Genomic DNA, 16,169 nt, shown 5'->3' with positions numbered 1-16,169 from the left:
CAAGATGGGTGCCTTGTAAACGTATCCGCGCCATCCATCCCTCTCTCGCCCTAAAGCACGCCCTCGCTCAGCCAGACAGCCGCTCGGTTGTTTTATTTTACGAGTCGTCAATTAACTCGCACGATTCTTGCAGAATATTTTACAGCGCACGAACTGTAACCCTTCTACCCGCGGAGCCACCGGACATGCCGTTACGCTTGAAACTTGCCCTGAGCTACTTGCTCATTGGAATTCTTCCCGTATTGGCCATGGCTGCAACGGTGTACTTTCATGCCAGCCAGGCCCTGCAGGAACAAACGCTGAACGCCCTCGAGGCCGTAGCAAATATCAAACAAAGACAGCTACTGGATAACCTGCAGGACCGCCGCGATCAACTCAGCACCCTGGCCAGTAATCTGGGTACCAGCTACAGCGGCCTAGACGAGCCAGCCCTCATCAGCGCGGCCAACTATGACCAACCGATCTTCAAGAACTTTATCCAGACCTATAGCTACCGAGACCTCAAGCTGATCTCCGCAGGCGGCAAAGTGATCTTCAGTGTGCTGCGCGGTGATGACTATCAACAGAACCTCAGCCAGGGCGTCTGGCGCGAGCAATCGATGGGGCGCTTGTTCAACGCCAGCCTGAATAACCGCAAAAGCCTGATCAGTGACCTGGCGATCAACCCGCAATCCGGCGAGCCCAGCCAATTTCTGATAACCCCCATAATCAGTGACGGAGAACTGATTGCCCTATTGATGCTTGAACTGCCCATCGAGCCGCTCAATAGCGTGATGCAAACACGCCAGGGGCTGGGCGATGCAGGGGAAACCTACTTGGTAGGTGCCGATGGTCTGCTGCGCTCGGACTCCATCCGTTTCGCGCAACATCAGGTATCGCGCAACGCCCAGCAAGCCACTGCGCTACAGGGTGAGGCCATCACCCGTGCCCTACAGAACAAGCAAGGCCGCCTGGCTGAGCCCGGTTTGAATGATCAACCCGCACTGAAAGCCTTCGTCCCCCTAGAGTTCGACGGCCAACAATGGGCACTGGTCGCCGAAATGGATCAAGCACAGGCCTTCGCCCCGGTCCGTGAATTAATGTGGCAAGTGTTGTTGCTCGGCGTACTCACCGTGGCTGGCGTTCTGCTAGCGACCTGGCTGGTCAGTCGTAGCGTGATGCGCCCGCTGGGCGGCGAACCGGGCAATATGGCCGCGCTGGCCGAGCGGCTAGCCGCCGGGGAGCTGCAACTACCTGCACAACTGAGCCAAGGCAACGGCCTGATGCTGGCACTACGCGAAATGGCCAATGCCTGGCGTACGGTGATCGAGCAACTGCGCCAAGCCAGCAGTGCCGTTGAACATGCCAGCGGCGATATTCTCAACGCGGCCGGACAAACCAGTAGCCGCCTCGATCAACAGCAGGAAGCCCTGGAGATGGTGGTCAGCGCGGTCGACCAGATGGCCGCCACCGTGCAGGAAATTGCCGCCAACGCCAGCCAGAGCGCCGACAGCAGCGAGGCCGCGCGCGGTGCCTTCAGCACTATGCAGGCGACCCTGCAACGCATGATTGGCCGCCAGGACCAACTTCTCGATGGTCTGCGCGAAGCCGACCAGGTCGTACAGACACTCGCTGGCAACAGCCAGCAGATCGCCTCGGTACTCGAGGTCATTCGTGCGATTGCCGAGCAGACCAACCTGCTTGCCCTGAATGCCGCAATCGAAGCCGCACGGGCCGGCGAACAGGGCCGCGGCTTCGCCGTGGTCGCCGACGAGGTCCGCAGCCTGGCCATGCGCACACGCACCGCCACCGAGGAAGTCGTACAGATCATCGGCACCCTCGCCGACTCCTCCAACCAGGCGTTGGCCAGCATGCACGGCTCGACCGAACAGGCCCGCGCCCTGGAAGATGAAACCCAGGCCGTGCTCGGCTCCCTCGGCCACCTCGATGAGTCCCTGCAAACCTTACATGGCCTGGCCTTCCAGATTGCTGCGGCTGCCGAGCAACAGGCCACCACCACTCAGGAGGTCAACCAGCACATGCATCAACTTAGCGCCATGACCGGCGATAACCGGCAGAACGCCGCGCATACGCGTCAATGCGGCGAGCATCTGCAAAGTGTCGCCGATAACCAGCAACAACTCTTGGCGCACTTCCAGCTGTAGCGCACTCAGCTGGCTGCGGTCACCAACTGGGTGACCGCATGGCGCTGCAAATGCTGAGTCAAGGCGCTCAGCAGCTCGCCGCCGCTGCGCCAATGATGCCAATACAGCGGAACATCCAGCGGACGCTCAGGCAGTAACTCACACAGCTTCCCCGCCGCCAGCTCTGCTTGCACCTGCAACTCAGGCATCAGCCCCCAGCCAAAACCGGCCTCGGCCAGGCGCACAAAACCTTCGGACGACGGACACAGGTGATAGGCCAGTCCACCTTCTACGCCCAGCGCAGACAGGTAGCGATGCTGCAGCAGATCATCCGGACCAAAGACAATCGCCGGTGCCTGAGCCACGCCAGCGGCCGTCACTCCATGGGGAAAATGCCGGGCAATAAAATCCGGACTGGCCAAGGCACGATAACGCATGCTGCCCAACAACAATGCCCGCGCCCCGGCTACAGGGCGTTCGCTGCCGCACACGCAGGCCGCCACTTCACCAGCGCGCATACGCTTGAGACCGACATCCTGATCTTCCACCACGAGTTCAAGCAGCAAACCCTGCGCCGTACAGAAGCTACCCACGGCTTGCGCCCACCAGGTCGCCAGACTGTCGGCATTTAAGGCGATACGCAGACGTTCCGGCGGACCGCCCTCATCCAGCCCTGGTACCTGCGCCTGAATATCGCGCTCAAGCAGCCGCACCTGTTGCACATGGTTAAGCAAGCGGCGACCGATTTCCGTTGGCACCGGTGGTAGCGCCCGCACCAGCACTGGCTGCCCCACCCGTGCTTCTAGCAGCTTGATCCGCTGTGACACCGCCGACTGCGACAAGCCCAGCACCTGAGCGGCGCGCTCAAAGCCGGCCTGCTCCACAACCGCCGCCAGGGCAGCCAGTAATTTGTAATCGAGCAAATCAGTTTTCCTAATGAGCGATCAACACTATTGGTTTCTCTTATACAGCCTGACGCCACAGACTCGCCACACTCCTCACCCTAATCAGGACATCCACATGGCCGGCGAAACCTCATTGACGACCTTATTACGTAGCATGACGCCGGCGCTGAATGAGGGTGCCTACGTCTTTTGCAGCCTGACTGATGCCAGCCAACTGCAAGGCGTGCAGCCACTGGGCAGCTTCCAGGAACGCGAAGGCCTGAGCGTGATACTGCAGCAGCAGCAGGCCGAACAACTGCAACTTGAGATCGACTATGTAGCAGCCTGGCTGACCCTCGAAGTGCACTCGGCCCTGGCGGCAGTGGGGCTGACGGCGGCAGTGGCCGGAGCGCTGGCCAACGCGGGGATCAGCTGCAACGTGATCGCCGGCTACTACCACGATCATCTATTCGTCGCCCATGCCGATGGCCCGCGCGCCCTTGGCGTACTGCAGCAACTGGCCGATGGTACGGAGTAATTGGTATGTGGCAAAGCTATAGCAACGGTCTACTCATCGCCGCCGGGCTGATCATCGCCCTCGGCGCACAAAATGCGTTCGTCCTGGCGCAAAGCCTGCGCCGCGAGCATCACCTGCCTGTGGCCCTGCTGTGTGTGGTCTGCGATGCCCTGCTGGTCACCGCCGGGGTATTTGGCCTGGCCGCCGTACTGGCGCAGAACCCCATCTTGCTGGGCGTAGCGCGCTGGGGCGGCGCGGCCTTTCTGCTCTGGTATGGCGCCCAGGCGCTGTTGCGCGCCTGCCGCCCGCAGGCGCTGAATCAAACGGGCGAAAGCGGCCCTCGCTCACGTCGTGCAGTACTGCTGGCAGCCCTCGCGGTAACCCTGCTTAACCCGCACGTATACCTGGACACCGTCTTGTTGATCGGCTCGCTCGGCGCGCAACAACCGGTACCCGGCGCCTATGCCCTAGGAGCGGCCAGTGCCTCACTGATATGGTTCTCGTTCCTGGCACTGGGCGCGGCCTGGCTCGCCCCTTGGCTGGCGCGCCCGAGCACCTGGCGGCTTATCGATCTGGGCGTCGCATTGATGATGTTCAGCATCGCCTGGCAACTGCTAAACAACCCCGGCATGCTCTGAAACGACCATGCGGAGCACAGGCGAGAACACGCAGAGGCGGTTTCCCACACAGTTGCTGCGTGTTTAAGGCGCTGGGCCAGTGCTATGATCTGGGGCTTGCGGCGCATAGAGATAACTCACGCCGCTTAGATGGCCGCCCGTGATCGGCCTCGCGCACACCGCACCTGACCTGATTAGGAGATAAACCATGGCTTTCGAATTGCCGCCGCTGCCTTACGCTCATGACGCCCTGCAGCCGCACATTTCCAAGGAAACCTTGGAATTCCACCACGACAAGCACCACAACACCTACGTCGTGAACCTGAACAACCTGGTACCTGGCACCGAGTTCGAAGGCAAAACCCTGGAAGAGATCGTCAAGACCTCCTCGGGTGGCATCTTCAATAACGCCGCCCAAGTCTGGAACCACACTTTCTACTGGAACTGCCTGGCACCGAACGCCGGCGGCCAACCGACTGGTGCCCTGGCTGACGCGATCAACGCCGCCTTCGGTTCGTTCGACAAGTTCAAAGAAGAGTTCAGCAAGGTTTCCATCGGCACCTTCGGCTCCGGCTGGGGCTGGCTGGTTAAGAAGGCCGACGGCTCCCTGGCCCTGGCCAGCACCATCGGCGCAGGCTGCCCGCTGACCAGCGGCGACACCCCGCTGCTGACCTGCGACGTCTGGGAACACGCTTACTACATCGACTACCGCAACGCGCGTCCGAAGTACGTCGAAGCGTTCTGGAACCTGGTTAACTGGGACTTCGTAGCGAAAAACTTCGCCGCCTAAGCACCTGCGCAACCCCACAACAAACCCGGCCCAGTGCCGGGTTTGTTGTTATACGGAGACTGCCTCACCACAACCCGCACCACCGGCGAAACCCGCCAGGCCATCCGCAGCGAAAACACTGAGCAGGGCCAAGCAATGCCGGCAGATGAATATTCGCACTTAACAAGCTAAGGTCTGACATGCATTTCCAGACGCTCCGACATTGCCAGCAACGCGACCAAGTACAAAAAGCCGCCCAACGGCGCTCAAGCCACCGACAACCCGAGCCGATACAGTCACGCCATCGCCGCGCAACCGAGAATAAGCTTGCCCCACTTGAGTAATGGCCCTTTGACGGCAAGCGCGACTTTGCCAATACTCAGTGCGTCTGATGCGAACGGCTTCGAACAAGGAACCGCCACTTGAAGCTGGAACTCAAAAACAGCTTGTCACTTAAATTGCTCCGCGTAGTGCTGCTCTCAGCGCTGATCGTCGGCGTGGTCTTGAGCGTTGCGCAAATCGTTTTCGATGCGTACAAAACCCGCCAGGCCGTCGACAACGACGCGCACCGAATCCTTGGCATGTTCCGTGATCCGTCCACCCAGGCGGTGTATAGCCTGGACCGGGAAATGGGGATGCAGGTCATCGAAGGTCTGTTCCAGCACGACTCAGTGCGCATGGCCGCCATCGGCCACCCCAACGAGCCGATGCTGGCGGAAAAGTCCCGCGAACAGGTCAACAGTTCCATGCGTTGGATGACTGACCCGATCCTCGGTAAAGAGCAGCAATACACCACTAAGCTGGTAGGTCGTGGCCCGTACAGTGAGTACTACGGCGATCTCAACATCACCCTCGACACCGCGCCCTATGGCGAGAGCTTCGTTACCAACTCGATCATCATCTTTATCTCCGGCGTATTGCGCGCCTTAGCGATGGGCCTGGTGCTGTATTTGGTCTACCACTGGCTGTTGACCAAGCCCTTGTCGCAAATCATCGAGCACCTGAGCAACATCAACCCGGATCGCCCCAGCGAGCACAAGCTGCCGATGCTCAAGGGCAACGAGAAGAACGAGTTGGGCTTATGGATCAACACGGCCAACCAACTGCTCTCCTCCATCGAGCGCAACACCAGCCTGCGCCGTGAAGCGGAAAACAGCTTATTGCGCATGGCTCAGTACGACTTCCTCACCGGCTTGCCGAACCGCCTGCAACTGCAGCAACAACTCGACAAGATTCTCGAAGATGCCGGACGCCTAAATCGCCGCGTGGCCGTTCTGTGCGTGGGCCTGGATGACTTCAAAGGCATTAACGAGCAATTCAGTTACCAGACCGGCGACCAACTGCTCTTGGCCCTGTCCGACCGCCTGCGCAGCCACAGCGGCCGCCTCGGTGCCCTGGCCCGCCTCGGTGGCGACCAATTCGCCCTGGTTCAGGCCGACATCGAGCAGCCCTATGAAGCCGCCGAGCTGGCGCAAACCGTGCTCGACGACCTCGACACCCCGTTTATGCTCGACCAGCAGCAAGTGCGCCTGCGCGCCACCATCGGCATCACTCTGTTCCCTGAAGACGGCGACAGCACCGAGAAGCTGCTGCAAAAAGCCGAACAAACCATGACCCTGGCCAAGAGCCGCTCGCGCAACCGCTACCAGTTCTATATCGCCAGCGTCGACAGCGAAATGCGCCGCCGCCGCGAGCTGGAAAAAGACTTGCGCGACGCCCTGACCTTGAAGCAGTTGCACCTGGTCTATCAGCCCCAGATCGATTACCGCGACCATCGCGTGGTCGGCGTCGAGGCACTGCTGCGCTGGCAACACCCGCAACATGGCCTAGTACCGCCGGATCTGTTTATTCCGCTGGCCGAACAGAACGGCAGCATCATCCCGATCGGCGAATGGATTCTCGACCAGACCTGCCGCCAGCTACGCGAATGGCATGACCAGGGCTTTACCGAGCTGCGCATGGCGGTCAACTTGTCCACCGTACAGCTGCACCACGTCGAGCTGCCGCGAGTCGTGAACAACCTGATGCAGGTTTATCGTCTGCCGATGCGCAGCCTGGAGCTGGAAGTCACCGAGACCGGTTTGATGGAAGACATCAACACCGCCGCCCAACACCTGCTCAGCCTGCGCCGCTCCGGCGCGCTGATTGCGATTGATGACTTTGGTACGGGCTATTCCTCGTTGAGTTACCTGAGAAGCCTGCCGCTGGACAAAATCAAGATTGATAAGAGCTTTGTCCAAGACCTGCTGCAAGACGAAGACGATGCGACCATCGTGCGCGCCATCATTCAGCTGGGTAAGAGCCTCGGCATGCAAGTGATCGCCGAGGGCGTGGAAACCGTTGAGCAAGAGGCCTACATCATCGCTCAGGGCTGCAACGAGGGCCAGGGCTACCTGTACAGCAAGCCACTGCCGGCCCGCGAGCTGACGGCCTATTTGAAGCAAGCCCGACGCCTAAACAGCGCCGCCAATCCCGCTACAATCTAACCCAGATACATACGCAAAAGCCCGCCAATTGGCGGGCTTCTTGTTGCGCCGTCCTGTTCGCTTAGACGCTGTTGATCCCCAGCAGCCAGGCCGCTGCCAGCGCGCCCGCCACACACAGCAACACCCCGCCAGCCGCCTGCCAGTAGAACAAGCGCACCAGTTCATCCTCGCCAGCGCAGGAAAGAATAAACGGCTGCGCCTCAAGCGGTTTACCCAGGTGATGTTGCACCGCCTGAGTACTTTGCTGGCGATGACGGTCTTCGGCTTCCAGGCTCGCGGCAAGCTGCACCCGCTGCCATTCGCGCTCATCCAGCTGACCATTACCGTCGCTGTCAAAGCGCTGCAACAGGCCGGCGAAGTCACCCTTCCACTGACGAATCACCGCGCCTTGCGCTGCCGCCAAATCCAGGCCCTGACGCCCGCCACCGCTGCTGCGAAAGTTGCCTATGGCATACAAGGGCTGGCCAGCATGCAAGCGCTCCTCGGTATAGCGGTAGCGCTGGCCGTCGCTAAACAACGCGCGCCAAGCGCTTTTGTCCGCGCCAAGAGGATGGCGCAAACGGCCTTTCCAAACGTCGCGGGTCTGCGGCCGTACTTGCGCGCCGCGCGGGTCAATCAGGCAGCTGCCGGTGCTGTCATCGAGTTGCAGCAGGGCTTCGCTGCTGCCGCTTTCCAGGGTGCGCCAGCTGCGTTTTTTGCCGCTTGAAGTGTATTCCTCGATTTTGTAACGCCACCACAGGCAAGGGGTATTGGTCAGCGGCCCGAGCAACTGCGCCTCGCCACGCTCATGCAGAACACCGTAGAACTCGACATAGCCCTGGGCGGCCGATCGAATCTTCGAGGTCGGCGTATCGAGCAGGTGCCGTGCTTGCGAGAAACGCCGCAAGAACCACCAGGCCCCGCCAGCGCTAACCGCCACGCTGCAGGCCACGCCGATAACCTGTCCCTGAATATCCACGGCCTAGGCAAACAGCGACTTGAGATCGACATCGGCCTTTTCCGCCTCGCTGAATTGCAACAACACCGCCTCTTTGAAGGCAAATACGCGGGCAATCAGCACATCGGGAAACTGCTCGATGCGCACGTTGTTCAGGTTGACCGCCTCGTTGTACAACTCGCGGCGGTCGGCAATGCCGTTCTCCAAACCGCTGATGCGTTGCTGCAGGTGCTGAAAGCTCTCGTTGGCTTTCAGTTCGGGATAGTTCTCGGCCAGCGCAAACAGCTGGCCAAGCCCCGCCCGCAAGCCCGTCTCGGCCTGGCCCAGCGCATTCATGTCGGCTTTGGCCTGCGCGTTGGAAACCGCCTGGCGCGCAGTAATCACCGCCTCCAGCGTACTGCGTTCATGCTGCATGTACTGCTTGCAGGTTTCGACCAACTTGGGCAGTTCCTCGTGGCGCTGCTTGAGCATCACCTCGATATTCGACCAGGCTTTGCTGACACCGTGCTTCAACCGCACCAATGCGTTGTAGAGCATCACGGCATAGGCGGCGAGCAGGATCAACAGCACACTAATGACGACACTGGTAAGGCTCATGCAGTACTCCGAGCGGTTATCAAAAAGCAATTCAGCTGGGCATTTTAGCCCTATCGACTTGTCCCAACGCAGACTTCAACCACAGCGTAGGGCAAAAAAAACTGCATGAACCCTTTGCGCATAATGCAAATCTTTCGCATTATGCTTTGCCTTTTGCACTCAGACGCATGAGTGTTTCACCTAACTTGTAAAGGATTTCGCCATGCTCCGTATGCCCCTGGCCTCTGCCAGCCTGCTTGCCATCGCCATTTCACTCGCCGGTTGCGGCGAAGATAAAGCGCCAGCCAACCAAGCCGCCGCACCCGCGGCCAGCAGCGCCAGCGCGGCGGCGGTAACCGCCGGGCAGATTGATCAGGCAGCAGCTAAGGCAGTAGTCAGCCACTATGCGGACCTGGCTCTGGCCGTCTTCAGCGACGCCGCCAGCACCGGTAAAGCGCTGCAAAGCGCAATTGATACCCTGCTCGCCACGCCCAATGCTGACACCCTGCAAGCCGCCCGCGAAGCCTGGTTAGCCGCCCGCGCGCCCTACATGCAGAGTGAAGTATTCCGTTTCGGTAACGCTGTGGTCGACGATTGGGAAGGCCAGATGAACGCCTGGCCGCTGGATGAAGGCCTGATCGATTACGTCGCCAAGGACTACCAGCACGCGCTGGGCAACCCAGGCTCCAGCGCCAATATCATTGCCAACACCGAATTGCAGATTGGCGAAGATAAGCTCGATGTCAGCACCCTCACCCCAGAACTGCTGGCCAGCCTCAATGAGCTGGGCGGCTCCGAAGCCAACGTTGCCACCGGCTACCACGCCATCGAATTCCTGCTGTGGGGCCAAGACCTGAACGGTACCAATCCAGGCGCTGGCGAGCGCCCGGCGACAGATTTCGTGGTGGGTGACGGTGCTACCGGTGGCAACAACGAGCGTCGTCGCGCGTTCCTTAAAGCTGCGACCGACCTGCTGGTCAGCGATCTGGACGCCATGGTCGTGCAGTGGCAAGCCGGCAATGCCGACAACTACCGCGCCACCCTGGAAGCCGAATCGGCCGAGAACGGTTTGCGTAAAATGCTCTTTGGCATGGGCAGCCTGTCCCTCGGCGAACTGGCTGGTGAGCGCATGAAAGTCGCGCTGGAAGCCAACTCCACCGAAGACGAGCATGACTGTTTCAGCGACAACACCCACAACTCGCACTTCTACAACGGCAAAGGTATCCGTAACGTTTACCTCGGCGAGTACAAGAAGGCTGATGGCACCACCCTGACCGGCCCAAGCCTGTCCTCCCTGATCGCCAAAGCTGACGCCGCCGCCGATGACACCCTCAAGGCTGACCTCGCAGCGACTGAAAGCAAACTGCAGGCCCTGGTCGACAGCGCCAACAACGGCCAGCACTTCGATCAGCTGATTGCCGCGGAAAACACCGCTGGCCAGCAAATCGTCCGTGACGCCATCGCCGCCCTGGTCAAGCAAACCGGTGCTATTGAGCAAGCTGCCGGCAAGCTGGGCATCAGCGACCTCAACCCGGACACCGCTGACCACAGTTTCTAAGCCACATAGCGGCCTGGTCCACGCCAGCGCCTCGACTTGCAAGCCGCACTCTGCAAAGGGTGCGGCTTTTTTCTGGACGCTGCGCCGCCACCTTTCGGGGCCGGCGCTAGGCGACGACAGACCGCATTCGGCGATGTTGACGCCCTGCGGCGTTTAGTCATCAGTGATAATGCAAATCCGTCTTATTTAAACCATTGCAGACTGGTAATATCTGCCGCCTGTTTTCTGCTGTGGATGCTCTCCCATGTTTGCGCTGCATCGCGTCGCGCTGCTACTGGCCCTCGGGCTGAGCCTGACGGCCTGTGACAAGCCGCCACGCTTCACCCAAGCAGAGCCCGGCGAAGCCTTGTCTGGCGGCAGCGCCACCGTGCGTAAAGCAGATCAGAACGCTTTTTCGTTACCGTCTGCCAACCTGTCACCGTTACGCCGCCTGGACTTCAGCGTCGGTAACAGCTTCTTCCGCAACCCCTGGGTCACTTCACCGGCCACCACCACGGCGCGCGACGGTCTTGGCCCGCTGTTCAACACCAACGCCTGCCAGAACTGCCACATCAAGGACGGCCGTGGCCATCCACCGGCGCCTGAGGCACAAAGTGCGGTGTCGATGCTGGTGCGCCTGTCGATCCCTGCGGGCAGCGAGCATACGGCGATTATTCAGCGTCTCGGCGTACTGGCCGAACCGACCTACGGCAGCCAACTGCAAGACATGGCCAACCCTGGCACGGCGCCTGAAGGCAAGGTACGCGTCAGCTACAGCCCCCAGTCGGTTAGTTTTGCCGACGGCCTGCTGGTTGAGCTGCGCCAACCCAGCCTGGATATCAGCCAGCTCGGTTACGGCGCGCTGCATCCCGACACCTTGCTCTCCGCCCGTATCGCCCCACCGATGATCGGTCTCGGCCTGCTCGAGGCCATTCCCGAGGCCGCCATCCTGGCCAATGCCGACCCCGAGGACAGCAATGGCGATGGTATTTCCGGGCGCGCCAATCAGGTCTGGGACCGCGCACAACAGCGCACGGTACTTGGCCGCTTCGGCTGGAAAGCCGGGCAACCCACCCTAAACCAGCAAAATGCCGAAGCCTTTGCCAACGACATGGGCCTGACCAGCACGTTGATTGCCCAGGACAATTGCAGCGAGGCGCAGCTGGACTGCCGCAATGCAACCCATGGCGGCAAGCCTGAGGTCAGCGACAGCATTCTCGCCAGCGTGCTGTTCTACACCCGCAACCTGGGGGTTCCGGCACGCCGCGAGGTTGATTCGCCACAGGTCCTGATGGGTAAAAACCTGTTCTATCAGGCCGGTTGCCAGGGTTGCCACAGTGCGACCTTCACCACCGCAGCCGACGCGGCCGAGCCGGAGTTGTCCAACCAGGTTATTCGCCCCTACAGCGACCTGTTGCTGCATGACATGGGCCCAGGGCTGGCCGACAATCGCCCGGAGTTCCTCGCCAGCGGCCAAGAATGGCGCACCCCGCCGCTGTGGGGCATTGGTTTGACGGCAACGGTTAACGGCCACACTCAGTTTCTGCATGACGGCCGCGCGCGCAACCTGCTGGAGGCCATTCTCTGGCATGGCGGTGAAGCCGAAGCGGCCAAACAACACGTCCTGACTTTCAACGCCGATCAGCGCGCCGCGCTGTTGGCCTTCCTGAACTCGCTGTAAGGAGTCACTCATGATCCGCTCCCCCCTGGGCCTGGCCCTGCTCAGTTTGACCCTCACCGCCTGCAGCCCAGCCGATCCACAGCAGCAGGTCAGTCAGGCACTGACCGATGGCGTAATCCTGCCCATTTATAGCGCCTGGCATGAGGCCGACCGCCAGCTGGCGGCCAGCGCCCTGGCCTTCTGCAGCGACCAACAGAACCTCGCCGAAGCGCGCCAGGCCTTCGCCACTGCGCAGAGCGCCTGGGCCGCTGTGCAACCAGCGCTGCTCGGCCCCCTGGCGGAAGGCAACCGGGCCTGGCAAGTGCAGTTCTGGCCCGACAAAAAGAACCTGGTTGCGCGCCAGGTTGAAGCTCTGCTCAACAAAAAGCCTGACATCAGCCCAACCGATCTGGATAAATCCAGCGTGGTGGTGCAAGGCCTGACCGCCTACGAATACCTGCTGTTCGACGCGGCACTTGACCTCAACAACCCCGAGCAGAAAGCCCGTTACTGTCCGCTGCTTGTTGCCGTCGGCGAACATCAGCAAGCGCTCGCAGCTGACGTGCTGGCCAGCTGGCAGAGTGACGAGGGTATCGCTGCGCAGCTAAAGCGCTTCCCCAATGCACGCTACGCCGAAGCCCCGGAAGCGCTGGCAGAATTGCTGCGCACCCAGGTCAGCGCCATCGACGGGCTGAAAAAGAAGCTCGGCACGCCCATGGGTCGCCAAAGCAAAGGCCAGCCACAGCCTTATCAGGCCGAAGCCTGGCGCAGCCAGGCCAGCCTGAGCAACCTCGCCGCCAGCGTGGCGAGTGCCGAGCGCATCTGGCTGGGCGCCGAACAGGATGGCATCCAGGCGCTGCTTAACGCCGAGCAAACCGAGCTGAAACAACGTATCAATGCCGCCTACAGCGACACCCGTCAGCGCCTGGCCAACGCACAGCGCCCGCTCGGCGAACTGCTCAGCGACGAAGCCGGTCGTGCCGAGCTGAACGCTTTGTATGACAGCCTGAGCGCCCTGCATCGCCTGCACGAGGCTGATTTGGCCAAGACTCTGGGCATTCAACTGGGCTTCAACGCCCATGACGGTGATTGATCCATGCCAATCAACCGCCGCACCTTTCTCGGCTTAGGCGCCACGGCCCTCGCCGCCACTGCGGTAGCCGCCAGTACCTTGGGTGGCTGGACGCTGACGCACAGTGGCCCGCAAGCACTGCTGCTGTCGGCGCGCAATGATGCCGCCGGCCAGCACTTCGCCGTCGGCTACCGGCTGGATGGCAGCCAGGTATTCGCGACTGCGGTCAGCGAACGCTGCCACGATGTCATCGCTCATCCGTTTCTGCCGATGGCGCTGTTTGTCGGGCGCCGTCCGAGCACCGAGAGCTACCTAGTCGATACCCGCGACGGCCGCCTGCTGCAAACCCTGCGCGCGCCCGCGCAGCGCCACTTCTACGGCCATGCGGTGTTCCACAAGAGCGGTGAATGGCTGTACGCCACCGAGAATGACACCCGCGACCCCGGTCGCGGTGTACTGGGGGTTTACCGCCTCCAAGGCGAACAGCTGCAACGCAGTGACGAACTCTCGACCCACGGCATCGGCCCGCACCAATTGCTCTGGCTGCCAGACGGCGAAACCCTGGTAGTGGCCAACGGCGGCATCCGCACCGAGGCCGATAGCCGAGTGGAGATGAACCTCAACAGCATGCAGTCGAGCCTGGTATTGCTGCAGCGCGACGGCAGCCTGGTGAGCAAGGAGCAACTGCCCGAACAGATGAACAGCGTGCGCCACCTGGCCGTGGCCAGCGATGGCACCGTCGTCAGCGGCCAGCAATATATGGGCGAACTCAGCGACAAGGTGCCGCTGTTGGCGATCAAGCGTCCCGGCCAGCCCTTCCAGCACTTTCCCGTCGCCGATGCGCAGCGCCAGCTGATGAACCAGTACACCGCCAGCGTGGCAATCCACAGCGAACTGCGCCTGCTGGCCCTGACTGCACCGCGTGGCAATCGGGTATTTATCTGGGACCTGGACAGCGCCGCACTGCGCCTTGATGCGCCCCTGGCCGATTGCGCCGGCGTCGGCGCGGTAGCCGATGGTTTTGTCGTCAGCAGCGGCGTGGGGCGTTGCCGCCTGTATGACTGCCGTGGCGAGCGCATCACCAGCCAGCCCCTGCAACTGCCCGCCGGGCTCTGGGACAACCACCTACGCCTGGCCTGACACCAGGCTTTAGCCCCAGCGATTTTAAAGCGCTAAAACGCTAAAACGCTTACGACACGCTCAAGAATACTGTCGCCGCGCCGATCTATATGTCCAGTCCGCCGCTGCCTCTTGGCAATCCGGCCCAGCCGATACCAGTCGATAGGGATTTTCGCAGTTATGACGCACTCAGCGTCATCGGCATTCTGCTTTCCACATTCCGAGGTATCCATGTTTCTGCAAAAATCCTTGCGCGCACAAATTCTCGCGCTGCTGGGCGGTAGTCTGGCGCTGATTCTGCTCACCGCACTGGCCTGCTTCAGCCTCCTCTCCAATGGTATGCGCGATTACCGCGGGCTACTCGAAGGCCCACTGGAACAGTCGACATTGATCGGCGTCGCCAACCTCGACTTCAAGACCCAGATCCAGGAGTGGAAGAACGTCCTGCTGCGCGGCTCCGACAGCGCTCAACTGAATAAGTACTGGAGCCAGTTCGAGGCACAGGAACGCAAGGTTCAGGACACCCTGAGCAAACTCAGCCTGCTGGCCAGCAACGATCTCGACCTCAAGCGCAAGGTCGATAGTTTGCGCAACGAGCACCAAAACTTGGGCAGCAAATACCGTGCAGGCCGCGATGCTTTTATTGCTGCGGGGGCTGACGCCAAAGCCGGCGACACCGCAGTTGCGGGCATCGACCGCAACACCACCGAGCAAATGGACGCACTGGCCGCACAGCTGTACAAACAGAGCCTCGACCAGGCCAGCCTGATCAATGCCGCGGCGGATCGCACCATACTCGTCGGCATCCTGGCGATGCTCGGTGCCACCCTGCTCATTGCCCTGCTCAGCCTATGGTTGATCAACCGTAATCTGATCAACCCCATCCGTGAACTAATCGCGCACATCGCCCTGCTCAGCCAGGGCAATTTCGGCAAGCGCGTGGACGCCAGCCGTCAGGATGAACTGGGTAACCTGGCCGTGGCCGCCAATATCCTGCGCGACTTTCTCGCCGATACGTTTACTCGCCTAAAGCGCACGACCAGTGACCTCGACACCGCCAGCGGCGAACTCAACGCCATCGCCACCCTGATGGGCCAAGGCACCCGCGAGCAGTTCTCGCGTACCGACCAAGTCGCCACGGCGATGCACGAGATGTCTGCCACCGCCCAGGAAGTCGCGCGCCACGCAGCCGAAGCGGCAAATGCCGCCGACGATGCCGACAGTGCAGCACGCCAGGGCGAGAAAGTGATGCAGGCGACCATCAAGACCATCACCGATATTCGTGGCGAAATCAGCAGCACCTCCGCGGTCATCCGCCGCCTGGAAGGCGACACGGGGCGCATCGGCAAGGTGCTGGAAGTGATTCGCGGGATCGCCGAACAAACCAACCTGCTCGCACTCAACGCGGCCATCGAAGCCGCCCGTGCGGGCGAGCAGGGCCGTGGCTTTGCGGTAGTGGCTGACGAAGTGCGCACCCTGGCCCAGCGCACGGCCGAGTCCACGGCAGAAATCCACCAGATCATCGACACCGTGCAAACCGGGGCAGTCAATGCTGTGCGGGCAATTGAGAGTGGCCAGCACCGCAGCGAGGAAGGTGTGACCCAAGTCACCGAAGCCGGGGCCAACCTGCAACTGATCACTCAAGCCGTGGAGGCCATCCGCGACATGAACCGGCAGATTGCCACCGCCGCCGAAGAACAGACCTCGGTCGCCGAGGATATCTCACGCAACCTCACCGAGATCACCGCCATTGCCACGGCGAATCAGGAGAACGTGCAGCGCACCGAAAGCGCCGGGCAGAACCTGCATGAGCTGTCCGGCCAGCTCGGTGAAGTGACCCAACGCCTAAGCGCCTGAGCACAGCCGCTGTAA

General features: G+C 61.3%; 13 protein-coding genes. 10 read left to right on the top strand and 3 right to left on the bottom strand.

Annotation, left to right across the window (positions count from 1 at the left end; genetic code table 11):
• Nucleotides 1–185: 185 nt before the first annotated feature.
• Entirely contained in the window at nt 186–2,144 is a 1,959-nt protein-coding gene (locus Q0V31_RS09770) for a methyl-accepting chemotaxis protein (protein WP_298187416.1), read from the top strand.
• A 5-nt stretch (nt 2,145–2,149) separates the two neighbouring features.
• Here the strand turns inward: Q0V31_RS09770 and Q0V31_RS09765 are convergent, their stop codons facing one another.
• Nucleotides 2,150–3,046, bottom strand: a complete 897-nt coding sequence (locus Q0V31_RS09765; protein ID WP_298187415.1) for a LysR family transcriptional regulator ArgP — start codon at nt 3,044–3,046, stop codon at nt 2,150–2,152.
• Nucleotides 3,047–3,143: 97 nt separating this feature from the next.
• Between Q0V31_RS09765 and Q0V31_RS09760 the strand changes: the two genes are divergently transcribed.
• The 4 genes from Q0V31_RS09760 (at nt 3,144) to Q0V31_RS09745 (ending at nt 7,396) form a co-directional block, all read left to right on the top strand.
• A complete protein-coding gene (locus tag Q0V31_RS09760; RefSeq protein WP_298191018.1) occupies nt 3,144–3,545 on the top strand; it encodes an ACT domain-containing protein in 402 nt (133 codons plus the stop codon).
• 5 nt (nt 3,546–3,550) lie between these two features.
• Complete coding sequence (locus tag Q0V31_RS09755) at nt 3,551–4,162, top strand: LysE/ArgO family amino acid transporter (protein WP_298187414.1); 612 nt, start codon at nt 3,551–3,553, stop codon at nt 4,160–4,162.
• Between the two features lie 187 nt (nt 4,163–4,349).
• Nucleotides 4,350–4,931 carry a superoxide dismutase [Fe] gene (gene sodB / locus Q0V31_RS09750; protein ID WP_298187413.1) on the top strand — a complete coding sequence of 194 codons (582 nt, stop codon included), beginning with the start codon at nt 4,350–4,352 and terminating at the stop codon, nt 4,929–4,931.
• 401 nt (nt 4,932–5,332) lie between these two features.
• Nucleotides 5,333–7,396: a bifunctional diguanylate cyclase/phosphodiesterase gene (locus tag Q0V31_RS09745; RefSeq protein ID WP_298187412.1), complete on the top strand. Its 2,064-nt coding sequence runs from the start codon at nt 5,333–5,335 to the stop codon at nt 7,394–7,396.
• Between the two features lie 61 nt (nt 7,397–7,457).
• Here the strand turns inward: Q0V31_RS09745 and Q0V31_RS09740 are convergent, their stop codons facing one another.
• Nucleotides 7,458–8,354 carry a GIDE domain-containing protein gene (locus Q0V31_RS09740; RefSeq protein WP_298187411.1) on the bottom strand — a complete coding sequence of 299 codons (897 nt, stop codon included), beginning with the start codon at nt 8,352–8,354 and terminating at the stop codon, nt 7,458–7,460.
• 3 nt (nt 8,355–8,357) lie between these two features.
• Nucleotides 8,358–8,930, bottom strand: a complete 573-nt coding sequence (locus tag Q0V31_RS09735) for a LemA family protein (protein ID WP_298187409.1) — start codon at nt 8,928–8,930, stop codon at nt 8,358–8,360.
• A gap of 202 nt (nt 8,931–9,132) precedes the next feature.
• On the opposite strand from Q0V31_RS09735, the gene Q0V31_RS09730 reads away from it, so the two are divergent.
• The 5 genes from Q0V31_RS09730 to Q0V31_RS09710 all read left to right on the top strand — a co-directional run bounded on the left by Q0V31_RS09730 (nt 9,133) and on the right by Q0V31_RS09710 (nt 16,154).
• Nucleotides 9,133–10,467, top strand: coding sequence for an imelysin family protein (locus Q0V31_RS09730; protein WP_298187407.1), 1,335 nt, complete (start codon nt 9,133–9,135; stop codon nt 10,465–10,467).
• Between the two features lie 244 nt (nt 10,468–10,711).
• Nucleotides 10,712–12,127 (top strand): di-heme oxidoredictase family protein, encoded by a 1,416-nt coding sequence (locus Q0V31_RS09725; RefSeq protein ID WP_298187406.1) that lies wholly within the window; start codon nt 10,712–10,714, stop codon nt 12,125–12,127.
• 10 nt (nt 12,128–12,137) lie between these two features.
• Nucleotides 12,138–13,199, top strand: a complete 1,062-nt coding sequence (locus tag Q0V31_RS09720) for an imelysin family protein (RefSeq protein ID WP_298187405.1) — start codon at nt 12,138–12,140, stop codon at nt 13,197–13,199.
• A 9-nt stretch (nt 13,200–13,208) separates the two neighbouring features.
• Nucleotides 13,209–14,318 carry a DUF1513 domain-containing protein gene (locus Q0V31_RS09715; RefSeq protein ID WP_298191016.1) on the top strand — a complete coding sequence of 370 codons (1,110 nt, stop codon included), beginning with the start codon at nt 13,209–13,211 and terminating at the stop codon, nt 14,316–14,318.
• 210 nt (nt 14,319–14,528) lie between these two features.
• On the top strand, nt 14,529–16,154 hold the full coding sequence (locus Q0V31_RS09710) for a methyl-accepting chemotaxis protein (RefSeq protein WP_298187403.1): 1,626 nt from the start codon (nt 14,529–14,531) through the stop codon (nt 16,152–16,154).
• Nucleotides 16,155–16,169: the final 15 nt, after the last annotated feature.

Source organism: uncultured Pseudomonas sp. (assembly GCF_943846705.1).
In the GTDB taxonomy this organism is placed as follows: Bacteria; Pseudomonadota; Gammaproteobacteria; order Pseudomonadales; family Pseudomonadaceae; genus Aquipseudomonas.
The sequence above is the reverse complement of the archived record's forward strand: the minus strand, read 5'-3'. Positions and strand labels throughout refer to the sequence as shown.

Excerpts from the sequence above, each read along its gene's own strand:
- sodB (WP_298187413.1), top strand. The coding sequence starts at position 4,350 with ATGGCTTTCGAATTGCCGCCGCTGCCTTACGCTCATGACGCCCTGCAG.
- Q0V31_RS09760 (WP_298191018.1), top strand. The coding sequence starts at position 3,144 with ATGGCCGGCGAAACCTCATTGACGACCTTATTACGTAGCATGACGCCG.
- Q0V31_RS09735 (WP_298187409.1), bottom strand. The coding sequence starts at position 8,930 with ATGAGCCTTACCAGTGTCGTCATTAGTGTGCTGTTGATCCTGCTCGCC.
- Q0V31_RS09755 (WP_298187414.1), top strand. The coding sequence starts at position 3,551 with ATGTGGCAAAGCTATAGCAACGGTCTACTCATCGCCGCCGGGCTGATC.
- Q0V31_RS09720 (WP_298187405.1), top strand. The coding sequence starts at position 12,138 with ATGATCCGCTCCCCCCTGGGCCTGGCCCTGCTCAGTTTGACCCTCACC.
- Q0V31_RS09725 (WP_298187406.1), top strand. The coding sequence starts at position 10,712 with ATGTTTGCGCTGCATCGCGTCGCGCTGCTACTGGCCCTCGGGCTGAGC.
- Q0V31_RS09770 (WP_298187416.1), top strand. The coding sequence starts at position 186 with ATGCCGTTACGCTTGAAACTTGCCCTGAGCTACTTGCTCATTGGAATT.
- Q0V31_RS09710 (WP_298187403.1), top strand. The coding sequence starts at position 14,529 with ATGTTTCTGCAAAAATCCTTGCGCGCACAAATTCTCGCGCTGCTGGGC.
- Q0V31_RS09730 (WP_298187407.1), top strand. The coding sequence starts at position 9,133 with ATGCTCCGTATGCCCCTGGCCTCTGCCAGCCTGCTTGCCATCGCCATT.